This window comes from Pseudomonas sp. Marseille-Q5117 (genome assembly GCF_946901175.1).
Classification (GTDB): Bacteria; Pseudomonadota; Gammaproteobacteria; order Pseudomonadales; family Pseudomonadaceae; genus Aquipseudomonas; species Aquipseudomonas iranensis.
Map to the genome: position 1 here is coordinate 277,636 of NZ_CAMPPP010000006.1, position 24,914 is coordinate 302,549.

General features: G+C 60.9%; 25 protein-coding genes and 1 riboswitch. Of the genes, 8 read left to right on the top strand and 17 right to left on the bottom strand.

Annotated features, from left to right (window positions below):
- Positions 1-105 precede the first annotated feature (105 nt).
- From OC605_RS12835 to cobO, 6 genes are read right to left on the bottom strand one after another with little or no spacing between them, the layout of a single operon-like run.
- Entirely contained in the window at positions 106-1,557 is a 1,452-nt protein-coding gene (locus OC605_RS12835; protein ID WP_262137482.1) for a cobyric acid synthase, read from the bottom strand.
- On the bottom strand, positions 1,554-2,546 hold the full coding sequence (gene cobD / locus OC605_RS12840) for a threonine-phosphate decarboxylase CobD (RefSeq protein ID WP_122698957.1): 993 nt from the start codon (positions 2,544-2,546) through the stop codon (positions 1,554-1,556). Before cobD ends, OC605_RS12835 begins: the two co-directional genes overlap by 4 nt.
- On the bottom strand, positions 2,539-3,447 hold the full coding sequence (gene cbiB, locus OC605_RS12845) for an adenosylcobinamide-phosphate synthase CbiB (protein WP_262137483.1): 909 nt from the start codon (positions 3,445-3,447) through the stop codon (positions 2,539-2,541). The genes cobD and cbiB overlap by 8 nt, the downstream gene beginning before the upstream one ends.
- Positions 3,444-4,094: a 5,6-dimethylbenzimidazole synthase gene (bluB, locus tag OC605_RS12850; protein ID WP_071171489.1), complete on the bottom strand. Its 651-nt coding sequence runs from the start codon at positions 4,092-4,094 to the stop codon at positions 3,444-3,446. The genes cbiB and bluB overlap by 4 nt, the downstream gene beginning before the upstream one ends.
- On the bottom strand, positions 4,091-5,473 hold the full coding sequence (locus OC605_RS12855; protein WP_262137484.1) for a cobyrinate a,c-diamide synthase: 1,383 nt from the start codon (positions 5,471-5,473) through the stop codon (positions 4,091-4,093). Before OC605_RS12855 ends, bluB begins: the two co-directional genes overlap by 4 nt.
- Positions 5,470-6,081, bottom strand: a complete 612-nt coding sequence (gene cobO, locus OC605_RS12860; RefSeq protein WP_016773703.1) for a cob(I)yrinic acid a,c-diamide adenosyltransferase — start codon at positions 6,079-6,081, stop codon at positions 5,470-5,472. The genes OC605_RS12855 and cobO overlap by 4 nt, the downstream gene beginning before the upstream one ends.
- 81 nt (positions 6,082-6,162) lie before the next feature.
- Positions 6,163-6,393, bottom strand: a riboswitch (cobalamin riboswitch).
- 161 nt (positions 6,394-6,554) lie between these two features.
- Here cobO and OC605_RS12865 point away from each other — a divergent pair.
- Both OC605_RS12865 and OC605_RS12870 read left to right on the top strand, forming a co-directional pair.
- Positions 6,555-7,139 (top strand): hypothetical protein, encoded by a 585-nt coding sequence (locus tag OC605_RS12865; protein ID WP_122611624.1) that lies wholly within the window; start codon positions 6,555-6,557, stop codon positions 7,137-7,139.
- Between the two features lie 66 nt (positions 7,140-7,205).
- A complete protein-coding gene (locus tag OC605_RS12870; RefSeq protein WP_262137485.1) occupies positions 7,206-8,519 on the top strand; it encodes a PQQ-dependent sugar dehydrogenase in 1,314 nt (437 codons plus the stop codon).
- A 128-nt stretch (positions 8,520-8,647) separates the two neighbouring features.
- Here OC605_RS12870 and OC605_RS12875 read toward each other — a convergent pair whose 3' ends face one another.
- From OC605_RS12875 to OC605_RS12895, 5 genes are all read right to left on the bottom strand, one after another.
- Entirely contained in the window at positions 8,648-9,184 is a 537-nt protein-coding gene (locus tag OC605_RS12875) for a C40 family peptidase (RefSeq protein ID WP_041479547.1), read from the bottom strand.
- 215 nt (positions 9,185-9,399) lie between these two features.
- Positions 9,400-10,017, bottom strand: coding sequence for a C40 family peptidase (locus tag OC605_RS12880; protein WP_016773699.1), 618 nt, complete (start codon positions 10,015-10,017; stop codon positions 9,400-9,402).
- A gap of 191 nt (positions 10,018-10,208) precedes the next feature.
- A complete protein-coding gene (gene hda / locus OC605_RS12885) occupies positions 10,209-10,913 on the bottom strand; it encodes a DnaA regulatory inactivator Hda (RefSeq protein WP_007919828.1) in 705 nt (234 codons plus the stop codon).
- A gap of 206 nt (positions 10,914-11,119) precedes the next feature.
- The gene (locus OC605_RS12890; RefSeq protein ID WP_095180755.1) at positions 11,120-12,193 is read right to left on the bottom strand and encodes an AI-2E family transporter; all 1,074 of its coding nucleotides are present in this window, start codon (positions 12,191-12,193) and stop codon (positions 11,120-11,122) included.
- Between the two features lie 34 nt (positions 12,194-12,227).
- The gene (locus tag OC605_RS12895; RefSeq protein ID WP_186565914.1) at positions 12,228-13,286 is read right to left on the bottom strand and encodes a DUF2066 domain-containing protein; all 1,059 of its coding nucleotides are present in this window, start codon (positions 13,284-13,286) and stop codon (positions 12,228-12,230) included.
- 373 nt (positions 13,287-13,659) lie between these two features.
- On the opposite strand from OC605_RS12895, the gene purM reads away from it, so the two are divergent.
- From purM to OC605_RS12910, 3 genes are read left to right on the top strand one after another with little or no spacing between them, the layout of a single operon-like run.
- Complete coding sequence (gene purM, locus OC605_RS12900; protein ID WP_016773695.1) at positions 13,660-14,718, top strand: phosphoribosylformylglycinamidine cyclo-ligase; 1,059 nt, start codon at positions 13,660-13,662, stop codon at positions 14,716-14,718.
- Positions 14,718-15,368, top strand: a complete 651-nt coding sequence (purN, locus tag OC605_RS12905; RefSeq protein ID WP_024012162.1) for a phosphoribosylglycinamide formyltransferase — start codon at positions 14,718-14,720, stop codon at positions 15,366-15,368. The genes purM and purN overlap by 1 nt, the downstream gene beginning before the upstream one ends.
- 8 nt (positions 15,369-15,376) lie before the next feature.
- Positions 15,377-16,090, top strand: a complete 714-nt coding sequence (locus tag OC605_RS12910) for a DUF3108 domain-containing protein (protein ID WP_016773693.1) — start codon at positions 15,377-15,379, stop codon at positions 16,088-16,090.
- Between the two features lie 191 nt (positions 16,091-16,281).
- Here the strand turns inward: OC605_RS12910 and OC605_RS12915 are convergent, their stop codons facing one another.
- Together OC605_RS12915 and OC605_RS12920 are read right to left on the bottom strand one after the other, a co-directional pair.
- Complete coding sequence (locus tag OC605_RS12915) at positions 16,282-17,907, bottom strand: methyl-accepting chemotaxis protein (protein WP_262137486.1); 1,626 nt, start codon at positions 17,905-17,907, stop codon at positions 16,282-16,284.
- Between the two features lie 138 nt (positions 17,908-18,045).
- Positions 18,046-19,092, bottom strand: coding sequence for an amidohydrolase family protein (locus tag OC605_RS12920; RefSeq protein WP_410055993.1), 1,047 nt, complete (start codon positions 19,090-19,092; stop codon positions 18,046-18,048).
- 129 nt (positions 19,093-19,221) lie between these two features.
- Here OC605_RS12920 and OC605_RS12925 point away from each other — a divergent pair, with 129 nt between their 5' ends.
- Both OC605_RS12925 and OC605_RS12930 read left to right on the top strand, forming a co-directional pair.
- Positions 19,222-19,638: an OsmC family protein gene (locus OC605_RS12925; RefSeq protein ID WP_262137488.1), complete on the top strand. Its 417-nt coding sequence runs from the start codon at positions 19,222-19,224 to the stop codon at positions 19,636-19,638.
- A gap of 61 nt (positions 19,639-19,699) precedes the next feature.
- On the top strand, positions 19,700-20,566 hold the full coding sequence (locus OC605_RS12930; protein WP_136492225.1) for a pirin family protein: 867 nt from the start codon (positions 19,700-19,702) through the stop codon (positions 20,564-20,566).
- Positions 20,567-20,751: 185 nt separating this feature from the next.
- On the opposite strand, the gene OC605_RS12935 is transcribed toward OC605_RS12930, so the two are convergent.
- The 4 genes from OC605_RS12935 to OC605_RS12950 form a co-directional block, all read right to left on the bottom strand.
- On the bottom strand, positions 20,752-21,480 hold the full coding sequence (locus tag OC605_RS12935; protein WP_133340640.1) for a dienelactone hydrolase family protein: 729 nt from the start codon (positions 21,478-21,480) through the stop codon (positions 20,752-20,754).
- A gap of 69 nt (positions 21,481-21,549) precedes the next feature.
- On the bottom strand, positions 21,550-23,454 hold the full coding sequence (htpG, locus tag OC605_RS12940; RefSeq protein WP_262137489.1) for a molecular chaperone HtpG: 1,905 nt from the start codon (positions 23,452-23,454) through the stop codon (positions 21,550-21,552).
- Between the two features lie 82 nt (positions 23,455-23,536).
- Positions 23,537-23,989 (bottom strand): PaaI family thioesterase, encoded by a 453-nt coding sequence (locus OC605_RS12945; RefSeq protein WP_073472701.1) that lies wholly within the window; start codon positions 23,987-23,989, stop codon positions 23,537-23,539.
- Positions 23,986-24,462 (bottom strand): PaaI family thioesterase, encoded by a 477-nt coding sequence (locus tag OC605_RS12950; RefSeq protein ID WP_186565922.1) that lies wholly within the window; start codon positions 24,460-24,462, stop codon positions 23,986-23,988. The genes OC605_RS12945 and OC605_RS12950 overlap by 4 nt, the downstream gene beginning before the upstream one ends.
- A gap of 158 nt (positions 24,463-24,620) precedes the next feature.
- Here OC605_RS12950 and OC605_RS12955 point away from each other — a divergent pair, with 158 nt between their 5' ends.
- Entirely contained in the window at positions 24,621-24,857 is a 237-nt protein-coding gene (locus tag OC605_RS12955) for a hypothetical protein (protein WP_007959016.1), read from the top strand.
- Positions 24,858-24,914 lie beyond the last annotated feature (57 nt).

Below are 24,914 nucleotides of genomic sequence, written 5' to 3' on the forward strand. Positions count from 1 at the left end.
TGTGTGGTGAGGCCACCGGCCTCTTCGCGAGCAGGCTCGCTCCCACCGTTGATCGCATATCCCTGTGGGAGCGAGCCTGCTCGCGAAGAGGCCAGCCCGGACAACTCAAATCCCGCAGAGCTGACGCAACAGCCCGGTATCAAGATGCTTCTCCACCAGATCCGCCAACCGCTCGATGTCGCGTTCGCGCAAGCCGTGGTAATCGACTTCCTGCACATCACTCAACCCGGCCCAGCGCAGCAACGCCGCGCTCGCCTCGGGGGATTCGAACAAGCCATGCAGATAGGTGCCGAACACCTGACCATCGGCACTCTGCGCGCCATCGCAACGACCGTCGTCCAGATGCACCGCCGGATTTTCCAGAGCCGGCCCGGTGGTCACGCCAGCATGGATTTCATAACCGATGACTGCGGCGTTTTCCAGCGTCAGCCGCCCGCGCACGTTGCGCAGTTGCTTGTCGGCTTCGAGCTGGGTTTCGAATGCCAGCAGCCCCAGACCGGCGCTGGAGCCGGCAGCGCCTTCCAGCCCAAGCGGATCGTGCACCTGTTCACCGAGCATCTGCAGACCGCCGCAAATCCCCAGCACCTTGCCGCCGTAGCGCAGATGCCGATTGATCGCCGCATCCCAACCGTTGGCGCGTAGATAAGCCAGATCACTGCGCACGCTTTTCGAGCCCGGCAGGATGATCAGGTCGGCGGCGGGAATCGCCTGGCCCGGGCCGACGAATTGCAGATCCACCTTCGGATGCAGACGCAGCGGGTCGAAGTCGGTGTGATTGCTGATGCGCGGCAGCACCGGCACCACCACTTTCAACACCTGCTCGGCCTTGTCGGTCTGGCGTTGGTCGATGCCGTCCTCGGCTTCAAGGTGCAGGTCCATCACGTACGGCAACACGCCGACCACCGGTTTGCCGGTGCGTTGTTCCAGCCAGTCGAGGCCCGGTTGCAACAAGGCGATATCGCCGCGAAAGCGGTTGATGATGAAGCCTTTGACCCGCGCCTGTTCGCTCGGTGAAAGCAATTCCAGCGTGCCGACCAAATGCGCAAACACGCCGCCGCGATTGATGTCGGCGATCAGCAAAACCGGGCAATCCACCGCTTCGGCAAAGCCCATGTTGGCAATGTCGCCGGCGCGCAGATTGATCTCCGCCGGCGAACCGGCGCCTTCGACCATTACCAGCGGATACGCAGCGCTGAGTCGCTCGTGCGAGGCGAGCACCGCTTGCATCGCGATGGCCTTGTAATCGTGATAAGCGACGGCGTTCATCGTCGTCACCGCGCGGCCATGAATGATCACTTGCGCGCCGGTGTCGCTGTTGGGCTTGAGCAATACCGGATTCATATCGGTGTGCGGTTCAAGACCGGCCGCTTGCGCCTGCACTGCCTGCGCGCGGCCGATCTCGCCGCCGTCAGCGGTGACTGCGCTGTTGAGCGCCATGTTCTGCGGTTTGAACGGCACCACCGCCACGCCCTGGCGGGTGGCCCAGCGGCACAACGCCGTCACCAGAGTGCTTTTGCCAGCATCGGACGTGGTGCCTTGCACCATCAGAGTGGTCATGGATTGTCCTTGGTGAAAGCTTGCAAAGCCTGTTCGAGACGCAGCGCTTGCGCGGCATCCGCTGGCAGGCCGAAACGCACGCTGCTGTTGTGGCTGAACAGGCGCAGGAGGATGCCGCGCCGGGCGAGGAATTCGTGCAGCGCTTCGGCGTGCTCGGTGATCAGCCACTGAAACAGTGCGCAGCCACCCTGCGGTGCAAAACCGCAACGGGTCAGCAGCGCCGCCAACCGTTCGCTCGCTTCATCGCTGCGGATCCGCTGACGGGTATGGCCCTCGGTGTCTTGCAGGCACGCCGTACCGAGCACCCGCGTCGGCCCGCTCACCGCCCACGGCCCGACCTGTTCGGCGAGCAGTTTGAGCAACTTGCGCTCAGCAAGCACAAAGCCGAGGCGCACCCCGGCCAGGCCGAAAAACTTGCCGAACGAACGCAACACCACCAGCCCGACCTGATGCGCATAGGGCGCCAGGCTCAGTTGCGGCGTGTTGTCCATGAACGCTTCGTCGACTACCAGCCAGCCGCCACGTTGCGCCAGCCGCGCATGCCAGTCGAGCAGGCGCGCCGGGGTCAGGCTGAGGCCGGTCGGATTGTTCGGATTGACCACCACCAGCACATCAAGACTGTCGAGAAAGAATTCGACTTCCTGCTCGAGCACTTCACGGACAATGTAACCGCTGCGCCGCCACGCTTCGGCATGCTCGGCATAGCACGGCGACAACACGCCGACCTTGCCGGCCCGGCGCAGACGCGGCAGCAACTGGATGGCCATTTGCGAGCCGGCGACCGGTAGCACCTGCGCGGCGCCGTAATAATCGCAGGCGGCCTGTTCCAGTCCGTCATCGGTTTCCGGCAAGCGCGCCCAGGCGCGTAGCGGGATCTCCGGGATCGGGAACGGCCACGGCGCGAGGCCGCTGGACAGGTCGAGCCAGTCGGCCTCGGCAATCCCGTAATCGAGTGCAGCCTTGCGCAGCCGGCCACCGTGCTCAAGCATAAAATTCCGCCCCCAGGCAAAGCATCAGCAGCCACAACCATACGCCGCGCTGGACCAATTGCCAGCCACGGTCGATGGAATCGGCATCGGCCGGCGCACCTTCGCCCAGTTGCGGGCGCTCATGCAGTTCGCCGTGGTAGATCGCCGGGCCACCCAACTCGACGCCCAGCGCACCGGCACCGGCCGCCATCACCGGGCCGGCGTTGGGGCTGTCCCACTGCGGCGCCTGGGTGCGCCAGCATTTGAGCGCGAGGCGGGTTTTGCCGAGCAGCGCATAGGTCAACGCCACCAGACGCGCAGGAATGTAGTTCAACACGTCGTCGATTTTCGCCGCCGCCCAGCCGAAACGCTCGAAGCGTTCGTTGCGATAACCCCACATCGCATCGAGGGTATTGCTCAAGCGATACAGGACCACGCCCGGCACGCCGGCGACGACAAACCAGAACAGCGCGGCGAATACCGCATCGCTGCCGTTCTCCAGCACCGACTCAGTGGCGGCGCGGGCAACGGCGTTGCTGTCAAGTTCATCGGTCTGGCGACTGACCAGATAACCGACGCGCTTGCGTGCCTCGTCCAGATCATCGGCGCGTAACGCAGCCGCGACCGGCGCGACATGTTCGCCGAGGCTGCGCATGCCGAGGGCGCAATACAGCGCGAGAATCTCGACGATCCAGCCGACATAGGGCGCCCAGGAGAATGCTGTGGCGAGCAAGGTCAGCGGCAGTACCGCGATAACCCATGCGGTCACACCATGGCTGCGCCAGCCACGACCGCCGGCGTTGAAGCGTTGCTCGATGCGCCCGGCAAAATTGCCGAACGCCACCAGCGGATGCCAGCGTTTCGGTTCACCGAGCAGCGCATCCAGCGCTACTGCGGCGACACTCAGCAACGCCACGCTCATTGACTCACCCCCCAATAATTTTCGTACAGCAACTCGTTCAGCGGTCGCGCCTGCGCCCAGCCTTCAAGCACCAGCATCGGCGCCGGATAGAATTCCTTGACCGGGCCCAGACACAACACCGCCAGCGGCTTGGCACCGGCCGGCAACTTGAGCAAGTCCGCCAAGGCTTGCGGTTCGAACAGCGAGACCCAGCCCATGCCCAGACCTTCAGCGCGGGAGGCCAGCCACAGATTCTGGATCGCGCAGGACAACGAGGCCATGTCCATTTCCGGCAACGTGCGCCGACCGAAGATGTGCTTTTCGCGATCATCCATCAGCGCCGCGACCAGCACCTCAGCGCAGTCGTTGATGCCTTCGACCTTGAGCTGCATGAACTCATCGCTGCGCTCGCCAAGGGCTTCGGCGGTGCGGATGCGTTCTTCTTCCACCAGATCGCGGATCTGCCCGCGCAGAGCACGATCGCTGATTCGGATGAAGCGCCAGGGCTGCATCAGACCGACGCTCGGCGCTTGATGAGCGGCTTCGAGCAGACGGCGCAGCAACTGCGGCTCGACGCTGCCACCGGTGAAGTGGCGCATGTCGCGGCGTTCGGCGATGGCCTTGTAGACCGCTGCGCGTTCGGCTTCGGAGAATGCGTTGTCGGTCATGGCCCTTTCGCGAGCAGGCTCGCTCCCACAGGGTTCAGGTCATCCATTGTGGGAGCGAGCCCGCTCGCGAAGGCGGCCTCACGATCTGGCGCAAACAATGCCGCAATCGCAGTCGGATTCGATGGGAAATAAAAGTGCACGTACGACGCCGTCATCCGCCCCTCGCGATAAACCGCCTCAGCGCCGCGCCCGCCATTGGGGCTCAAACCCCGGGCAATCGGCGTCAGCTCGGTGGTGGTCAGCGAATGATGATACGTATGCCCACGCAACTCCCCTTCCGGCAGCTCAACCGCCTGCAACGCCAGCGCCGCCAGACGCTGCTGCATCACCGCATCGCCCTTGAGCAAACCGACCAGCTCAGCACGGGTGCCTTCCACGTCGGTCAGCGAATCCAGCAGGTAAAGCATGCCGCCACACTCGGCGAGCAACGGCTTGCCCGCTGCGTGGTGCGCGCGGATTGCCGCCAGCATTGAGGCGTTTTGCGCCAGCGCGACGTGATGCAACTCTGGATAGCCGCCCGGCAGATACAGGCTGTCCGCCTCGGGCAATTGCGTGTCGCGGATCGGCGAGAAAAACTGCAGTTCGGCGCCCATCGCCCGCAGCAGATCGAGACTGGCGCCATAGGTGAAGGCAAAGGCTTCATCACGGGCGACGGCGATGCGCACACCTTTTAATAGAGGCTCGGCGGCGATGACGTCAGGCGCGGCGAATTCAACGGCGGGGGGCAGCGCGACTTGGCAACTGCTGGCCAGCGCATCGGCAGCCGCGTCGAGACGCAGATCCAGATCATTCAATTCGCTGGCCTGAACCAGGCCGAGGTGGCGGCTCGGCAATTCGATGCCGGTCTCGCGGGACAGCGCGCCGTACCAGCGCAGACCTTCGGTGAGGCTGCCTTCGAGCAATTGCGCATGGCGCAAGGTGCCGACGCGGTTGGCCAGCACGCCAGCGAACGGCAAGTCCGGCTGATACTTCGCCAGGCCCAGCGCCAAGGCGCCAAAGGTCTGCGCCATGGCGGTGCCATCGATCACGCCGAGCACCGGCACACCGAAGTGGCGCGCCAGATCAGCGCTGGATGGCGTGCCGTCGAAAAGGCCCATCACGCCCTCGATCAGAATCAGGTCGGCCTCGGCGGCGGCTTCCCACAACAGGCGGCGACTTTCCTGCTCGCCGACCATCCACATGTCCAGTTGATACACCGGCGCACCGCACGCGCGCTCGAGGATCATCGGGTCGAGAAAGTCCGGGCCGCATTTGAACACGCGCACCTTGCGCCCTTGGTTGCGATGCAAACGGGCGAGTGCGGCGGTGACGGTGGTCTTGCCCTGACCGGAGGCCGGCGCGGCGATCAATACCGCCGGGCAGTGACGTGGTGGCTTCAAAGTTCGACGCCTTTCTGCGCTTTGATCCCGGCCTGGAAGGCGTGCTTGAGCATGCCCATCTCGGTAACCGTGTCGCCCATCTCGATCATTTCCGGCTTGGCGCCGCGACCGGTGACCACCACGTGCTGCATCGGCGGACGCGCCTGCAAATCGCTGAGCACCTGATCGAGATCGAGGTAGCCGTGCTTGAGGGCGATGTTCAACTCATCGAGCACTACCAGACCGATCGAAGGGTCGCGCAACAATTCGCGCGAGACTTCCCAAGCGGCGGTCGCCGCGGCGATGTCGCGCTGACGATCCTGGGTTTCCCAAGTGAAGCCTTCGCCCATGACGTGGAAACGCACCTGCTCGGGAAAGCGGCGAAAAAACAATTCTTCGCCGGTGCTGTTGCGGCCCTTGATGAACTGCACCACGCCGCATTGCATGCCGTGGCCCATGGCGCGGGCGAGCATGCCGAACGCCGAACTGCTTTTGCCTTTGCCATTGCCGGTCAGCACCAGCACCAGGCCACATTCGTCGGGCGAGTTGGCGATGCGTTCGTCGATCACGGCTTTCTTGCGCTGCATGCGCGCCAGATGGCGTTCGTCACGCTCGGGGGAATCAGTCATGGGGGAGCTCTCCGTTGAGGCTGGATAACGGCGGGCAGGGACAAGAATAGACGGCAAAAAGCCTGGCATCGCCCACCGTGATGCCGCTGAGATGGATCAGGCCGGTCTCCGGGCTCATGAGCGGCGTTTCGCCTGACTGCGCGCCTTCCCGCTTCTTTCGAGGCAGTGGCTCAAGGCGCAGTTTTCACTCATTTACCGTTGCGGGGGCAGCGCCGGGATCGTCGTGGCTTCGCTTGAAGACCACCCTCACCGGCTTCCCTGTTTCACTCTGTCGACGCGGGGCCACAGAGCACCTGAAACAAGCGGCGAAGGTTAGAGGGTTGGGGGTGGAGCGTCAATTGAAGAGGCGCTTTGCGCGCGAATAACTGCCGCTGATCAATTGTGCAGCGGCAATCTTGTGCCAGACTGTGACAAGTGATATCAAAGAGCCATGCTTTTTCGAAAAGCCCACTACAACAATAAGGATGACGACGATGCAAGGCATGATCATCAGCAACCCGCGCCTGGAATTCCTGCGCCCGGTGCTGGAACGCTGGTTTGACTGTATCGATCGCTACAACACCGTTCGCGGCGACAACGACACGCCGTACTGGCACGACGAGAAAGCCAATCTGGGCCTGCTCGCGGCAGCGGCGTGGATGGCTGAAATGGTCACGCTGAATGACACGGCCACGCGCAAACAGAACGAAGAAGGCGAACGCAATGCCCGCGCAGATCTGCTGATTGCCGGCGCCGAAGACCGCGCGTTCATCCAGGCCACGCAACGCTGGCCACGGGTCAACAACCTTAACCTGACCCAGGCCCTGCTCGACATCACCGCTGATGCCAAGCGCATCAGCTACGCCAGCGATCTCAAGCTCGGCTGCCTCTTCGTCGCCCCGCAAAAAGCCCAGCACAGCGCCAGCCCCGAAGAACTGCAGGACATGGTCGACGACCTGCAAAAGGAACACACCTGCGCCGTGGCCTGGTATTTCCCCTACGCCTATCGCAAATTGCACAGCGACGCGGGCAACTATCATCCGGGCATCGCCGTGCTGTTCAAGGAAGCCCGCGGTTGAGCAGTTGAACCATCGGGCCTGCGCCCTCCTCTATGTTTAGGAATGCATTCATAGGGAAGATCAGCAATGCGCAAGGCCCAACTCGCTCTCATCATCGCCGTCGCTGGCGGGCTCGCCGCCTGCGGTGAAACCTCCAGCCTGCAAGTCTCCGACGGCACCGGCCCGTCGCCGAAACTGCCCGAACCGAACAAGACGCTGATCCCGACAGTCAACATCGCCCCGGCGGTGGGCTGGCCGGACGGCGCGAAACCGACCGCTGCGGCCGGCACCCAGGTCGCGGCGTTTGCCGAAGGCCTCGATCACCCGCGCTGGCTCTACGTGCTGCCCAACGGCGATGTGCTGGTTGCGGAAACCAATGCGCCGCCCAAGCCCGATGACAGCAAAGGCATTCGTGGCTGGGTGATGAAGAAAGTCATGGGCAAGGCCGGCGCCGGCGTACCCAGCCCGAACCGCATCACCCTGTTGCGTGATGCCGACCACGATGGCGTCGCCGAAACCCGCACGGTATTTCTGCAGAACCTCAACTCGCCGTTTGGCATGACGCTCGTCGGCAACGATTTGTACGTAGCCGACACCGACCGCCTGCTGCGCTTCAACTACGAGCCAGGCGCCACCGAGATAAAGACCCAACCGATCAAAGTCGTCGATTTGCCCGGCGGCACGCTGAATCACCACTGGACCAAGAACGTCATCGCCAGCAAGGACGGCAACAAGCTCTACGTCACCGTCGGCTCGAACAGTAACGTCGGCGAAAACGGTCTGGATCAGGAAGAAGGCCGCGCGGCGATCTGGGAAGTGGATCGGGCGACCGGCAATCACCGGATCTTCGCCTCGGGCATCCGCAACCCCAACGGCCTCGCCTGGGAACCTACCAGCGGCGCCTTGTGGACAGCAGTCAACGAGCGTGACGAAATCGGCAGCGATCTGGTGCCGGACTACATCACCTCGGTCAAGGACGGCGGCTTCTATGGCTGGCCGTACAGCTACTATGGCCAGCACGTCGATGTGCGGGTCAAACCGCAGAATCCTGATCTGGTGGCCAAGGCCATCGCTCCGGATTACGCTGTCGGCCCACACACCGCATCCTTGGGTCTGACTTTCGCCGAGGGCAACAGCCTGCCGGCGCAATTCAAGGAAGGCGCATTCATTGGCCAGCACGGCTCGTGGAACCGCAAACCGCACAGTGGCTACAAGGTGATTTTCGTGCCGTTCACTGGCGGCAAACCGACCGGGCAACCGGTGGATGTGCTGACCGGTTTCCTCGACAAGGACGAGAATGCGCTGGGCCGCCCAGTTGGCGTGGTCATCGATCAGCAAGGTGGCTTGCTGGTGGCGGATGATGTCGGGAACAAAGTGTGGCGTGTGTCGGCCAGCAAATAAGCTAAGCACGACGTAAAAAAATGTGGGAGCGAGCCTGCTCGCGAAAGCGGTGTATCAGTCAAATCATTGTCGACTGACACTCCGCCTTCGCGAGCAGGCTCGCTCCCACAATTAGTTATGCATACGCGCTAGGGGTTATGCGCCAGCTGCCCCGGCTGCAACACCCGCTTGGCGCTCAGATACGCCTTCTGCCAATAGGCCTTCGACAGGCTATCGAGCTTGACCGTGCCACCCGTGGCCGGTGCATGCACGAAGCGCCCCTCACCGACGTAAATCCCCGCATGACTGACCTGCGAGCCGCCATTGGTGGCGAAGAAAATCAGGTCGCCGGTCTGCAAGCCTTCCTTGCCGACATTCGGCGCCTGCATGACGATCATTTCGCGGGTCGAGCGTGGCAGCGAAATTCCCGCCGCGTCGCGGTAGACGAAACCGATCAGACCACTGCAATCGAAACCGGAATCTGGCGTGTTGCCGCCCCAGCGATACGGTGTACCGACCAGGCCGAGGGCACGGAACAGTACGTCTTCAGCAACGGGGGAAAAAGCCTGGGAGGGAGCGAACACGATCGGCGCGCGAACCACGGGGGCTGGCGGCGGTGTGCGGCTGGCGCAGGCGCTGAGCAGCGCGGCGCAAAGGATCAAGGTGAGGCGGGCCGACATCGTCATAAGCAGAACATCCTGATCTGGCTGCGGCTTTCTCTGCCGAATGGACAGAAACAAAACCGCCTGCGTCATCACGCAGGCGGTTTGCCATCAATATAGATTCAGGATTCTAGCGGCTACGCGGCAAACTTCAAGTAAGACTTTAACTTCACCTTGTAAAGTTTAGGTCTACTCCGTTGCCGTGCCGTTGTGTCGCCGCGAACGCAGCGACATTGGGCTTACTTGCGAGCGGTGACCACGGTCGGCGCCATGGCGAGTGCGCGCTTGGCTTCGATGAAAGTCTTGCTCCAGTAGCTGTCACCCAGGCTGTCGATGCGAACACCTCCGCTGCGTCGACTGCTGGAGTGAATGAACTGGTTGTCACCCAGGTAGATGCCGGCGTGACTGACACGACCGCGACGACCATTGGTGGCGAAGAACAGCAGATCACCCGGCTCAAGGTTGCTGCGCGAAACCAGCGGCGCATCAACGTTGATCATTTCGCGAGTGGAGCGCGGCAGGTTCATGCCCGCCTCTTCGCGGAACAGGTAACCGATGAAACCGCTGCAATCGAAGCCGGCTTCAGAGGTACCGCCGAAACGGTAACGGGTACCGATCAGGGACATGCCGCGTTCGAGGATGCTGTCAGCCAGAACAGGAAGCTGATAAGGCTTGCTGCCGTTGAACTGGTTGAGTTCTTTTTCGGTGTCCAGCTCTTCCTGGTAAATAACGGAAGATTGGGCAGTAGCAGAATTCTTGACCTGTTGCGGCGGCTCTTGAACCGGAGAATGAGCAGCACAACCGAATAACAGGGTAACGAGTGCGAGAGGCACGAGGGGTGCGAAGCGCTTTAGCATGGGCACGACCGTGGCTGATAGTTGTAAAGAAGCCGAGACTATGCCCGCTATCGTCCTCATTTGCAAATTCAATCGAACTTTATGTGACTTCCCGGTTTCGCGTTTACATCTAAGCGCGTAACTCACCTGGCCGGTGGATCGGTGCAGGGACGCGGGTTTTCTGGCGCCTGAAAGCTGGCAAAAGCCCACTACTACCAGCCCAGAGTTTCCTTGAGGAAGGGAATGGTCAGCTTGCGTTGCGCTTGCAAGGAAGCCTGATCAAGTTGCTCGAGGAGATCGAACAGCGCGCTCATGCTCCGCGTGCCGCGAGTGAGAATGAAGTGCCCGACTTCATCGGTCAGGTGCAGACCGCGACGGGATGCGCGCAATTGCAGCGCACGCAATTTGTCTTCATCAGAGAGCGGGCGCATCTGGAAGATCAGCGCCAGGGTCAGACGGGATTTCAGGTCAGCCAGCTTCACAGGCAATTCGCGCGGTGAAGTGGACGCGGCGATCAGCAGGCGCCGGCCGCTGTCACGCAGACGGTTGAACAGATGAAACATCGCCTCTTCCCAGTCGGCCTTGCCGGCAATCACCTGCAAGTCATCCAGGCAGACCAGTTCGTACTGTTCAAGGTTGTCGAGGATTTCCACGCCGCGGTCCATCAACTCGGCCAGCGGCAGATACACCGCCGGCTCGCCCATCTGCTCGAAGCGCAGGCACGCGGCCTGCAACAGATGCGTGCGCCCGACGCCGTGCTTGCCCCACAGGTAGATCAGGCTCTCCGTCCACCCGGCGTCGGCTTCGCAGAGACGCTCGACATAGCCGAGTGCAGCGGCATTGGCGCCTGGGTAGTAGTTGATGAAGGTGGCGTCGTCACGCAGACGCACACCTAGGGGCAGCTGAATCGGTTTCATGCTGACTGAACAGTTCTCAAAGGAACCGTTAGTGGCCTCTGTGTAAAGTTGGCGAAGTTTATACCCGTGAGGCTGAGCGCACAATGCGACAGACCCCAAGCAAAATCAAAGGTTTGCGTTGACGCAGCGGTTTGATGACAGATTCTCTGGCGCCCTCGCTCGCACGAAACGGGCCAGCCCGGCCAAGCGCCGGGCCGCCCGCGCCATCACAGCTCAGGTTCGTCAACGCCGCTGTAGATCCCGGAATCCTTATACAAGTCGTGGACATGACGCACCAGCACCATTATCACCGCCGCCACCGGCAACGCCAGCAGAACGCCGGTGAAACCGAACAGCTCGCCGCCAGCGAGGATCGCGAAAATCACCGCCACCGGGTGCAGGCCGATACGGTCCCCGACCAGCAGCGGCGTCAGCACCATGCCTTCCAGTGCCTGACCGACCATGAACACCGCGACAATCCCGACCATCGGGTACAGATCGCCACCGAACTGGAACAACCCGGCGATCAATGCCGCGCCGATGCCGATGACAAAACCCATGTACGGCACGATCGCCGCGAGCCCGGCAATCAGGCCGATCAACAGCCCCAGTTCCAGACCGACGATCATCAGGCCGGCGGCATAAATCACCCCCAACGCAACCATCACCAGCAACTGCCCGCGCACGAACGCGCCGAGCACTTCGTGGCACTCGCCCGCCAGCGCAACCACGCGCTCTTCGCGATCACGCGGGAGCAGGCTGCGGATCTTGCCCATCATCACGTCCCAGTCGCGCAACAGATAGAAGCTCACCACCGGAATCAATACCAGATTTGCCAGCCAGCCGATCAGCGCCAGGCTTGAGGCCGTCGCCTGACTCAGCACCACGCCGACGATGTCAGTGGTCTGGCCCATGTGCTCGCTGATCGCAGCTTTGACCTTATCGAATTTCCAGAAGCCGTCCGACAGCCCCAGTTTCGCTTGCGCCCACGGCACAGCGGTGTGCTGCAACCAGTCGAGCATCTGCGGCGCCAGCTCGTACAAACGTAGCAACTGTTTGGCGAGCATCGGTACCAGCACCAGCATCAACGCCGTGACGATCAAGGTGAACAAGGCAAACACGGCGATCACACCCCAGGTTCGCGACAGCCCGAGGCGTTCCAGACGATCGACCAGCGGATCGAACAGATAAGCCAGCAACAACGCGACCAGAAACGGCGTGAGGATCGGGTGCAGCAACCATACAAACGCGCAAAGCAGGACTACCCCACCGAGCCAGAACCAACGCCGCGTATCGGCCATTTACCACTCCTGATGCTTCTATATAAGGAAAGACTTACCAGCGAAACCGCAACGACGGCGCAGCCGCTGCCGGGGTTGGCGCTGCCACCGCAGGCGCACCGTCAGCCGCAGACTGGGCAGGCGCCACCGGAGCCGGCGCTTCGGCCGGCAGCTCCTGCAACTTCGCCAGCGACAATTGCGCGCGCAATTGATCGACGCTGCCATTGACCCGGTAGACGATCCGATCACCCTGCACGCTTTGCAGACGCACGCCGAACGGTTCGAGTAACCGCAGCAGCGCTGCATAGTGCTCCAGATTCATGCCCTGCACTTCCAGAGTCTGCTGACCCGATGCGCCGGGCTTGGCGACAAATCGCGGCGCCAGACGCTCGGCCACCGCCAGCATCACCGCATCGGCGACAGCTGCCTGATCGGCGCCCTGTACGCTGCCGGCCTCTTTCTGATCACCGAGCCACAAGCGCCATTTTGCCTGCCACTGCCCGCCCTCTTCGCGCGCGTGCACCGCCAGCAAGGCGTCAGCGTTGTAGCGTTCCGAAGCACTGCGCAGAGGCGCGGGATCAGCGCTTTCCAGCGCCGGTGCGGTGGCGACCAGTTGCTCGCTGAGATCAGCCAGCGGCAAGCGCAGTGGCAAACCGCGATGTTGCGCGGCCGTACGCAACGTTGCGGCTGCGGCCTGACCATCACCGACCAGGCTCGCACCTTCAGTTGAATCGTTCAGCCACCAGCCGAGGATCGACGGTCGACTCGCGCCCCACACCGGCAACCCGGCCCGGCGCAAGGCCTGCTCGGTGGTTGCCGGATCGAAATCGACTTTCAGCACTTCCGGTGGCCCGGCGTCGAAACCGAACTGGCTGATGATCTGCTGCGGATCCTTGCGAATCGGTGCCAGCCCCGGGTTCTGCGCGGCTTTCGGGTCGCCGGTCAGGCGCAGCACCAGGGTATCGAGCGCCGCCTGCGTGGCGCGATCGCGCTCTTGCGGCGCCTGGCCGTTGACCGGTTGACGCACCTGATACAGGCCTTTGAGGTTTTCGGCATGGCTCGCCAGGCTGACCAGCGTCAGGCAGCCTACAAACAATAATTTACAAAAACGCATGGAAAATTCCCGTCGACAGGAGCGGCTGGAACACGCCGCGTGAACCGTTTGAGCAAGGCTGTGACCCCCACCCCTGGCAAAACATTCACACGGTGGCGGTAAGTTTTTGCACAGTCCTAACGATAGACGGTTAATCGCCACACCTTATACAGGCAGTCATACCCTGCGATTGCAAAAAATTTCCGCCGATATGGCCCTGCCCGTCGGTGCGAGGATGGCCGCTGCCCCTCAAGCCTGATAAAATCGCGCGCCTTCGCAGACCGGCAACAGCCGGGCCCCTCGAAACTCGCGTGAGGCGATCGCCCATCGAGTTCGATGTTCCCGCTGAACTCGGTCGTTACCCCCTGAATCCCCTCCCCTAAAGGCCTGGATCATGAGCAAGCAACCCTCCCTGAGCTACAAGGACGCCGGTGTAGACATCGACGCCGGTGAAGCATTGGTCGAACGCATCAAGAGCGTCGCCAAGCGCACTGCGCGCCCGGAAGTCATGGGCGGCCTGGGCGGTTTCGGCGCCCTCTGCGAAATCCCGGCCGGCTACAAGCAGCCAGTGCTGGTCTCCGGCACCGACGGCGTCGGCACCAAGCTGCGTCTGGCGCTGAACCTGAACAAGCACGACAGCATCGGCATCGACCTGGTCGCCATGTGCGTCAACGATCTGGTGGTGTGCGGCGCCGAGCCGCTGTTCTTCCTCGACTACTACGCCACCGGCAAACTGAATGTCGACACCGCTGCCCAGGTTGTCACTGGCATCGGCGCTGGCTGCGAACTGTCGGGTTGCTCGCTGGTTGGCGGCGAAACCGCTGAAATGCCAGGCATGTATGAAGGCGAAGACTACGACCTGGCCGGCTTCTGCGTCGGCGTCGTGGAAAAAGCGGAAATCATCGACGGCTCGAAAGTCGCCACCGGTGACGCGCTGATCGCCCTGCCATCGTCCGGCCCGCATTCCAACGGCTACTCGCTGATCCGCAAGATCATCGAAGTCTCCGGTGCCGACATCGAAAACACCCAGCTCGACGGCAAACCGCTGACCGACCTGCTGATGGCCCCGACCCGCATCTACGTCAAGCCACTGCTCAAGCTGATCAAGGACACTGGCGCTGTGAAGGCCATGGCCCACATCACCGGTGGCGGCCTGCTCGACAACATCCCGCGCGTACTGCCAAAAGGCGCTCAGGCTGTAGTTGATGTGGCCAGCTGGACTCGCCCGGCCGTGTTCGACTGGCTGCAAGAGAAAGGCAACGTTGATGAAACCGAAATGCACCGCGTGTTGAACTGCGGCGTCGGCATGGTCATCTGCGTAGCTCAGGAGCACGTCGAAGTGGCCCTGAACACTCTGCGTGACGCTGGCGAGCAGCCTTGGGTCATCGGTCAGATCGCCGTGGCCGCCGAGGGCGCTGCGCAGGTCGAGCTGAAGAACCTCAAGGCTCACTGATGCCAAAGTCCTGTGATGTCGTGGTGCTGTTGTCCGGCACCGGCAGTAACTTGCAGGCTCTGATCGACAGCACGCGGACCGGCGACAGCCCGGTCCGCATTGCTGCGGTGATTTCCAACCGCGCCGACGCCTACGGCCTGCAACGCGCCCGCGATGCGGGTATCGCCACACGCTCGCTGGATCACAAGGCATTCGAGGGCCGCGAGGCCTTCGATGCCGCACTGATCGAACTGATCGACCAATTCAACCCCAAACTCGTGGTACTGGCCGGCTTCATGCGCATTCTCAGCGCTGATTTCGTGCGCCACTACCAGGGTCGCCTGCTCAACATCCACCCGTCGCTGCTGCCCAAATACAAGGGGTTACACACTCATCAGCGTGCGCTGGAGGCCGGCGACACGGAACATGGCTGCTCCGTGCACTTCGTCACCGAGGAACTCGATGGCGGACCACTGGTCGTACAAGCAGTATTACCGGTAGAGTTGCATGACACGCCGCAGAGTCTGGCGCAACGAGTCCACGCTCAGGAACACCTGATCTACCCGATGGCAGTACGCTGGTTTGCCGAAGGCAGGCTGACACTCGGTGACCAGGGTGCTTTACTCGACGGCCAGTTACTCGCCGCCAGCGGCCACTTGATTCGACACTAGGAGATATTATGCGTCGCGCCCTGCTCTTCGCTTGCGCTCTGCTCGCCCTGCCCTTCGCGCAGGCAGCGGACCTTCAACCGTTCTCCGCCAGTTACACCGCCGACTGGAAGCAGCTGCCCATGAGCGGCACCGCCGAACGCAGCCTGACCAAGGAAGCCAACGGCGTCTGGAAACTCAGCTTCAAGGCCTCGATGATGATCGCCAGCCTGACTGAAGAAAGCACCCTGAAGCTGGACAAGGACACCCTGCTGCCGCAGTCCTACCACTTTGAACGTGGCGGTCTGGGCAAAGCGAAAAAAGCTGATCTGGACTTCGACTGGGCCAACAAACTGGTGACCGGCACCGACCGTGGCGACGCGGTGAAAATCCCGCTGAACCGTGGCATGGTCGACAAGTCGACCTACCAACTGGCGCTGCAGCACGACGTTGCCGCCGGCAAGAAAAGCATGAGCTATCAGGTGGTTGATGATGGCGAAGTCGATACCTATGACTTCCGCGTGCTGGGTTCGGAAAAGGTCGACACCAAGGCCGGCCAGATCGACGCGATCAAGGTCGAACGCGTGCGCGATCCGACACAAAGCAAGCGCATCACCGTGCTGTGGTTCGCCAAGGACTGGGATTACCTGCTGGTGCGTCTGCAACAGGTCGAGACTGACGGCAAGGAGTACAACATCATGCTCCAGGACGGTACGGTCAACGGCAAGACTGTCAAAGGCAGCTGATCCGTCGCAAGAACAAAGAGCCCCGCGAATGCGGGGCTTTTTATTGCCCGCAGTTTACGCAAACACAACAATCCCCGTGGGAGCGAGCCTGCTCGCGAAGGCGTCTGCTCAGCCAACCTTTTCACTGGCTGACACTGCGCTTTCGCGAGCAGGCTCGCTCCCACAGGTTTTAATTGCAATGGATTGCGCGGTCAGACAGAAAACCGCGCCACCATCCCGTTCAGATCCACCGCCAACTTCGACAACTCCTGACTCGCCGCACTGGTCTGATTGGCCCCCGCCGATGTCTGCATTGCCAGATCACGAATATTCATCAAGTTGCGATCCACCTCGCGCGCCACCGCCGCCTGCTCTTCCGAGGCGCTGGCGATGACCAGATTGCGCTCGTTGATCAAGGTAAACGCCGAGGCAATTTCGTCCAGGGCCGAGCCTGCGCTCTTCGCCAGCTCGAGGGTCGAGCGCGCCCTTGAGTTGCTCTGCTGCATCGAACTGACCGCCGAATCGGTGCCCTGCTGAATCCCGCCGATCATCTGCTCGATTTCCTGGGTCGACTGCTGGGTGCGATGAGCCAACGCGCGCACTTCATCAGCCACCACCGCAAAGCCACGCCCGGCATCGCCGGCGCGCGCCGCTTCGATCGCGGCGTTGAGGGCGAGCAGGTTGGTCTGTTCGGCAATCGAGCGAATCACGTCCAGCACTTTGCTGATGCCATGAACCTTTTGCGCCAGCGCCTCGACCTGCGCTGCGTTGTTGGTGACGTCGCCGGCAAGAAACTCGATCGACGTCACTGTCTGCTGCACTTGCTCGCGCCCTTGGCGGGCGATGCGGTCGGATTCGCGGGAAGCTTCAGACGTGGCCACGGCGTTGTTCGCCACCTCTTCCACCGCTGCTGTCATCTGGTTGACCGCAGTGGCGGCCTGTTCGATTTCCTGACTTTGCTGATGCAAGCCGCGAGTGGCGTCTTCAGTGACGCTGCTGAGTTCTTCGGCAGCCGAGGCCAATTGCGTGGACGACTCGGAGATTCGGCGGATCGTGTCGCGCAGATTGTGCTGCATGCTTTTCAGCGCTTGCAGCAGGCGCGCCGGCTCGTCTTTGCCAACGATGTGAATGTCGCCGGTCAAATCCCCCGCCGCCACTACTTCAGCCACGCCGAGTGATTGCGACAATGGCACGACGATGCTGCGCGTCAGCAGCAATGCCAGGCCAATGGTAATCAGCGCAGCCATGGCGATCATAACCCCGACCCACACCCGCGACTGACTGAATACCAAGCGTGCAGCCTCGGTGGCCAGGTTGGCATTGTGTTTATTCATCTCGACCAGATCGCGCAGAGTCACAGCAATCTCATCGGCCAGTGGACTCATCTGATCATTGAGAATCGCCGAAGCATCTGCCACCCGATTCTGCGCTGACAGCTGCAGGACTTGCGCCTGCAGTTCCAGGTATTTGTGCTCGGCAACCTTGAAGCGATCGAACAGCGCGCGCTCTTCCGGCAAAACGATCAACGCGTCATAACGCTGCTGCGCTTCACTCAGACCGCTGCGCAGTTCGTCGAGCTTGGCGACATTCTGCTCCAGGGCCTTGGGATCACGGTTGAGCAACAGGCGCATGGTCAAGGCACGCAGGCGCAGCATGTCTTGACTCATCTCACCGACCGCCATCACGCTTGGCAGCCAGTTGTTGTCGACTTCATCGGACTGCGCACGCATGTTCGACATTTGCAGCAAGGCGAACGCGCCAAGGGCGAACACCATCAAGGCGAGCAGGCCGAAACCGAGACCGGCACGCGGGGCAATATTGAGACTACGGATATTCATCACTCTGGCTCCTTCCAAAAGCGCTGCATCAGCCTGCAGCGGGTTGCTTTAGAAGGTATCGGCATTGCCCTGAAATTGCGTAAGACGAAAAGGCGATAGGCAGACGAGCGGCTAGTCCGAACCCATGGCTTTGACGTTTCAGCGCGGAGCAGCGGGTTTTTCTGTATTGCGCGGCAAGATTGCCAGGAAGTTATCCCGCGCGACTTTGCGCGCCACCACTTCCGGAAGCGCATCGAGAAACGGCTTGTAGCTGTGCATTTCCTGACCGAGTTTGTTGAACCGTCCTACCACGTCAGAGCCGAGCATGAAGCGCTCGGGATACTTTTCCACCAGCGCCAGCCATTCGGCGCGGGGCTTGCCCTGCTCGTCCAGCAGATACGGCGTGAGCATGCTCCACGACAGGTCGATAAACAGATTCGGATAAGCCTCAAGCATGCGCGTCAGGGTTGGCAACAAAAACGGTAATTGCGTTTGATGCCGATGAATCTCGGCGCTGGTGCCGGCGTGCGCCCAGATGAATCGCGTATGCGGATGATTGCGCAGCGGCTCTTCGACTTCTTTCAGGTACAACGGATTTTTCTCACGCTTGGAGGTGATGTTGGAATGCAGCATCACCGGCAGGTCGTTTTCCGCGGCGAGGTAATAGATCCTGGTCATCGCCTCGTTGTTGGCCCGGGGTGTGTCGCCGGAGGTCAGCGCGGTCAGGTCATCGTGCCGGGTGAACACCTCGCCGATGCCCTGCCACAAACCCGGATACAGGTCGAGCATGCGCTGAATGTGCGCGGCGGAATTCTTGTCATTGGGATTGAAGCCGGACAGGAACGGATGAAGGTACTGGCGCTGCTCCGGCGCAAGTTTTTCCACCGCGTCGGCAATGATCACATCGGTGGCGCTGTACCAATAGGCATCGGCGTCATCACCGGCGTAATAACGCGGGCGCTTGGGTTCGTCTTCATGCCATTTCTTCGCCACGGGAATCCCGGAAATCATCACGTGCTCGATGGAATTTTCTTTCATGGCCGTGAGCAATTTCTGCATGCCGGCGCTTTCCTGGAAAAAATCCACGTAATGCAGGTGCGCATCGCTGTAGGTGTATTCGCGGGCACTGGCGCTGCCAGCGAACAGCAGCAGACAGGCGAGACTCAGACGAGACAAGGACACAAGTAATCTCCGGCAGATGGGCATAGCCTAGACCGCGCCCGAACGACAAGGGTTCATCCCTGCGGAAAAGCGGAACGCCCACTGCCGGGAATGCTCTATAACTGCAAGGTCTGCTTTGATCGAACGATTTTTCCTGCCGCCTGTGAGGTTTCCATGACTGTTACCGTCAATACCGTCTCCGCCGAAGGTTTTCGTCACACCGTCCAGATCGACGACCACGAATTGTTTGCCGATGTACCGAAAACCGCCGGGGGTGAAGGCATCGCGCCAGAGCCACACGATTACTTCGACGCTGCGCTGGGCGCCTGCAAAGCGCTGACTGTGAAAATGTATGCGAAGAAAAAAGACATCCCGCTGACCGGCGTAGGAGTCGAGGTAAAGCGCGACAACAGCCAGGAACAGAAAGGCAAATACGCCCTGCATGTCACCCTGACGCTCAAAGGCGTGCTGACTGACGCCCAGCGCGAGGAACTGCTGCGTGTGGCCGATCGCTGCCCGATTCACAAATTGATGACCACCAGCGAAGTCAGCATCGAAACTCACGCACCACAAGGCTTCGACAGCCAATAATCCTCCTGATGCCAGCGGCGGGGTATGCTTCTGGCATCCCCCGCTCAGCCTGGAATGCACCATGGACACGCCACTCCTGATCATCCGCCCGCGCGCCGAAGACGTCGAAGGCCAGCCGATTCTGCGCCCGCTGCCGTCAGCCAAATGCCGCAACGTCGGGCCTTTCGTGTTTTTCGACCACATGCTCGAAACGATTTATCCGACGGGCAAAGGTATGGACATCCGACAGCATCCGCACATTGGCCTGTCGACACTTACCTATCTGTTCGAAGGGCAATTGCAGCACAAGGACAGTCTGGGCTCCGATCAAGTGGTCGGTGCCGGCGATGTCAGCTGGATGACCGCCGGCAGCGCCATCGCCCACGTCGAGCGTACGCCAGCGCCACTGCTCGCCGAGACCTTCACCCTGCATGGCCTGCAAGTCTGGCTGGCCTCGCCCAAGGCGCACGAACAAGGCCCGGGGCATTACAGTCATCACCCGGCAGCGACGTTGCCGCTCAGCGATAACCTTGGCGTGCAGATTCGCATGATTGCCGGGTCAGGCTTTTGCCTGGAATCGCCGGTGCCGGTGCTTTCTCCTACGTTGTATGCGGAAGTGAAGATGCAGACCGCGACCACACTGCTGATTCCGACCGAGCATGAAGAACGCGCGGTGTATGTGTTGAGCGGTGATGCGCAATTGAATGGCGAGGCGATCGAGCCGCATGCGCTGGTGGTGTTGCCAGCCGGAGAAGAGATGAGCCTGTTTGCCGAAAGCGATGTGCACGCGGTGGTGTTCGGCGGCGCGGCGCTGGACGGTCCGAGGCGGATCAACTGGAATTTTGTTGCCAGTGATCCGGCGGCGATTGATGAGGCACGGCGCAAGTGGGCGGCCAAGGATTGGCCGACGGTGCCGGGGGAAGTCGAGCGGATCGAACTACCGCGCTAGGCCGCTTACCCTCACCCCAGCCCTCTCCCAGAGGGAGAGGGAGCCGACCGAGGCGTCTTGCGTTATACATCGACCTGAAAAATCTCGGCGATTATGGATTCGCCTATTCACGTTCAGGTCGACGCCACTCCCGAGCCCCCCAATCAGTCCCTCTCCCTCCGGGAGGGCTAGGTGAGGGCTTTTCGCTAATCGTTGAACACTTCATCCAGCAGATCATGCATCGACTTGAACGCGCGCTTGGCGGTCTTTTCGTCGTACATCATCTTGCCCGGTACGTTGGCATGCGGATCGGTAAACGAGTGCACCGCGCCGCCGTAGCTGAGCAGTTGCCAGTCGACCTTAGCCGCGTTCATTTCCTCTTCGAACGCCGGCAGTTGCTCTTTTGGCACCAATGGATCGGACGCGCCATGCAGCACCAGCACCGAGCCCTTGATGTTCTGCGCATCCGCCGGGTTCGGCGAATCCAGCGTGCCGTGGAACGACACCGCCGCTTTTACCGGCGCGCCGGTGCGGGCCAGGTCCAGCGCACAGCAACCGCCGAAGCAGAAACCGAACACCGCCAGTTTCGACGTATCGACCGCCGCTTCGCCCTGGCTCTGCAACTGCTCGAAAGCCACTTGCAGACGTTTGCGCAACAGCGCGCGGTCGTCCTTGAGCGGCATCATTGCTGCCAGCGCCTCATCAGCGTTCTGCGGACGCACGCTCTGGCCGTAGACATCCGCGATCAGCACCACGTAACCCTTGGCCGCTACGGCTTTGGCGATGTCTTCGGCACCGGCGCTGACGCCCATCCAGTTCGGCGCCATCAGCAAACCCGGGCGCGCAGCCTTGTGCTCGGCGTCGAACGCCAGGCGACCTTCATAGGCCTGGCCGTCAATCTGATAGACCACGGAACGTACAGTGACTTGGCTCATTTCTGACTCCTGATTGAGTAAACACCAGAACGAAAAAACCCGCCGAAGCGGGTTTTTCCTACAACGTGATCAAACCGACAGTTCAACCAGCAGCTTGTTCAGCCGGCGCACGTAAGCGGCCGGATCCTTCAAGCTGTCGCCCGCCGCCAGGGCGGCCTGATCGAAGAGGATGTGCGACAGGTCGCCAAAACGCTCTTCGCTCTGCTCGCCATCGAGTTTCTCGATCAGCGGGTGGCTCGGGTTGAATTCGAAAATCGGCTTCGAGTCCGGGACTTTCTGCCCGCTGGCTTCGAGGATCTGGCGCATTTGCAGGCCCAGGTCCTGTTCGCCGATGGCCAGAATGGCCGGCGAATCGGTCAGACGATGGGACACGCGGACTTCAGCCACGGAATCACCCAGCGCAGTTTTCAGACGCTCGACCAGGCCTTCTTTGGACTTGGCGACTTCTTCTGCGGCTTTCTTGTCCTCTTCCGAGTCCAGGTTGCCCAGATCGAGGTCACCGCGCGCCACGTCGACAAACGTCTTGCCGTCGAATTCGCTGAGGTAGCTCATCAGCCACTCGTCGATGCGATCGGTCAGCAGCAGCACTTCGATGCCTTTCTTGCGGAAGACTTCCAGGTGCGGGCTGTTCTTGACCTGCGCGTAGGTTTCGCCGGTGAGGTAGTAGATCTTGTCCTGACCTTCCTTGGCGCGGGCCAGGTAGTCAGCCAGACCGACAACCTGCTCGCCGTCGTCGCCCTGGGTCGATGCGAAACGCAGCAGACCGGCAATTTTCTCTTTGTTGGCGAAGTCTTCTGCCGGGCCTTCTTTCATGACCTGACCGAAGTTTTTCCAGAAGCCTTTGTATTGCTCAGGCTCGTTCTTCGCCAGTTTTTCCAGCATGTCGAGCACACGCTTGGTCAGCGCGGTTTTCATCGAATCGATGATCGGATCTTTCTGCAGGATTTCACGCGACACGTTCAGCGACAGGTCGTTGGAATCGACCACGCCTTTGATGAAGCGCAGGTACAGCGGCAGGAACGACTCGGCCTGATCCATGACAAACACACGCTGCACGTACAGCTTCAGGCCTTTCGGCGCTTCACGCTGATACAGGTCGAACGGCGCGCGGGCCGGCACGTACAGCAGCGAGCTGTACTCAAGCTTGCCTTCAACCTTGTTGTGGCTCCACGACAGCGGATTCTCGAAGTCGTGGGCGATGTGTTTGTAAAACTCCTGGTATTCCTCGTCCTTGACTTCAGTGCGCGGACGGGTCCACAGGGCGCTGGCACGGTTGACGGTTTCCCATTCAACGACTGGAGCCTCTTCGCCTTCGGCCGGAGTGACTTCCTTCGGCAGCTCGATCGGCAAAGCGATGTGGTCGGAGTACTTCTTGATGATGTTGCGCAGACGCCAGCCATCCGCGAATTCGTCTTCGCCGGATTTCAGGTGCAGGACGATGCGGGTACCGCGCTCTGGCTTGTCGATGGTGGCGACTTCGAACTCGCCCTCGCCTTTCGACGACCAGTGCACGCCTTCGCTGGCGGCAGTGCCGGCGCGACGGCTGTAAACATCAACCTTGTCGGCAACGATGAAGGCCGAGTAGAAGCCGACACCGAACTGGCCGATGAGGTGCGAATCTTTCTTCTGATCGCCGGACAGGTTTTTCATGAAGTCGGCGGTGCCGGATTTGGCGATGGTCCCCAGGTGGGTGATCACATCGTCACGGTTCATGCCGATACCGTTGTCTTCGAGGGTGACGGTCTTGGCGTCCTTGTCGAAGCTCACACGGATTTTCAGGTCAGCGCCACCTTCGAGCAACTCCGGCTTGGCCAGGGCTTCGAAGCGCAGCTTGTCGACAGCGTCAGAGGCGTTCGAGATCAATTCGCGAAGGAAAATTTCCTTATTCGAATACAGCGAATGGATCATGAGGTGCAGCAGCTGCTTTACCTCGGTCTGGAAGCCCAGGGTTTCCTTTTGAGTTTCCACACTCATGGTCATCAAACTCCAATCAGATGGCAGTGGCCGCGACCCGAAATGGTCTGCGGCGGGTTGTCATCTGAGTTGGGGGCGCTGTTCAGGATTTCAAGGGCTCATCAATTTTGAAGTGCGCGCGGGCGGTGGCGATCGGTTCGGCCTCGGTACTCTGCCAGGCAGTTACCGCTACGTTAGCGACGCGACGGCCCTGACGGCAGACCTGACACCTGGCCCAAGTGTCGCGAAACTGCCCGGCGCGCAGGTAATCGAGGGAAAAATCGATGATCTTCGGCACACCCGGCGTGCCGGTAAAAATCAGCAAATGCAGAGCTGCTGCCAGCTCCATGAAGCCGGCAATCACGCCGCCGTGGATCGCTGGCAATAAAGGGTTACCAATGTTGTCCTTGTTCGCCGGCAGCTTGAACAAGAGTTCATCGCCGACCCGCGAACATTCGATACCGATCAGCCCGGCATAAGGAATCAGTGCCAGCAGCGGCGTGTAATCGCCCTGTGCATGGGCCTGTTGCAGCTGCTCCCTGAGATCGTTGCTCATTGCCTCGCTCCCTTGATCGCGCCCGCGAAACCCTTGCTGCCCTTCAGACCGATGCCCATGCGCATGAATGTGCCAACGACGTGGGCAATCGGTTGCTCGGGATCGTCCTGGTAGGCAAAACCACGGGCAAAGATCACGTCGGTGGTGACGCGATAGCACTGGGCAAAGCCGTACACCGCTTTGTGCGGTTCAGCGGCGTGCATGTAGTCGATACGCAGATCGAGGGTCGGACAGACTTCGAACTCTGGCAGCACGCACAGGGTCGACATGCCGCATGCAGTATCCATCAATGAAGTGATGGCACCGCCGTGGATGACTCCGGTTTCGGGATTGCCGACGATTTTTTCGCTGTACGGCAGGATCACCGTCAGCCCTTCACTGGAAGCACTGTGCACTTGCAGACCCAAGACCTGACAGTGGCGCAATGCCGATAAAAAGCGCGTCGCGCGCTCAAAAACGGGGTTTTCGGCCATGTGATAATTACTCGCGTTTGGGCCTTGTGCCAGTAGTGAGAAAAGCGGCAAAAGTTCCGTGATAAAACAAACTTATATATCTGAAACAATTGAGGAACTTAACCCGTAGCGCCGAGTTCTTAAGGCCAGTAGTTATTTTCCATAAGGAGATACACCCCATGCGTAAGACTTTAGCTATTGCCTTGATGTTGACCGCTTCCCTCGGTCTCGCTGCCTGCGATAAAAAATCCGAGGACAAAGCTCAAGATGCCAACCAACATGCTGAGCAAGCTCAGCAAGACATGAACAAAGCTCAGGATAAAGTGAACGACGCAGCAAAAGAAAACGCCGAAGCTGCCAAAGCTCAGGCTGAATCGAACGCCGCTGCTCAAGAAGAAGCCGCCAAAAAGCAATAAGCTTTCTGGTGTGAAAGAAAACCCGCCAAGTGCGGGTTTTCTTTTGCCTGCGATTTA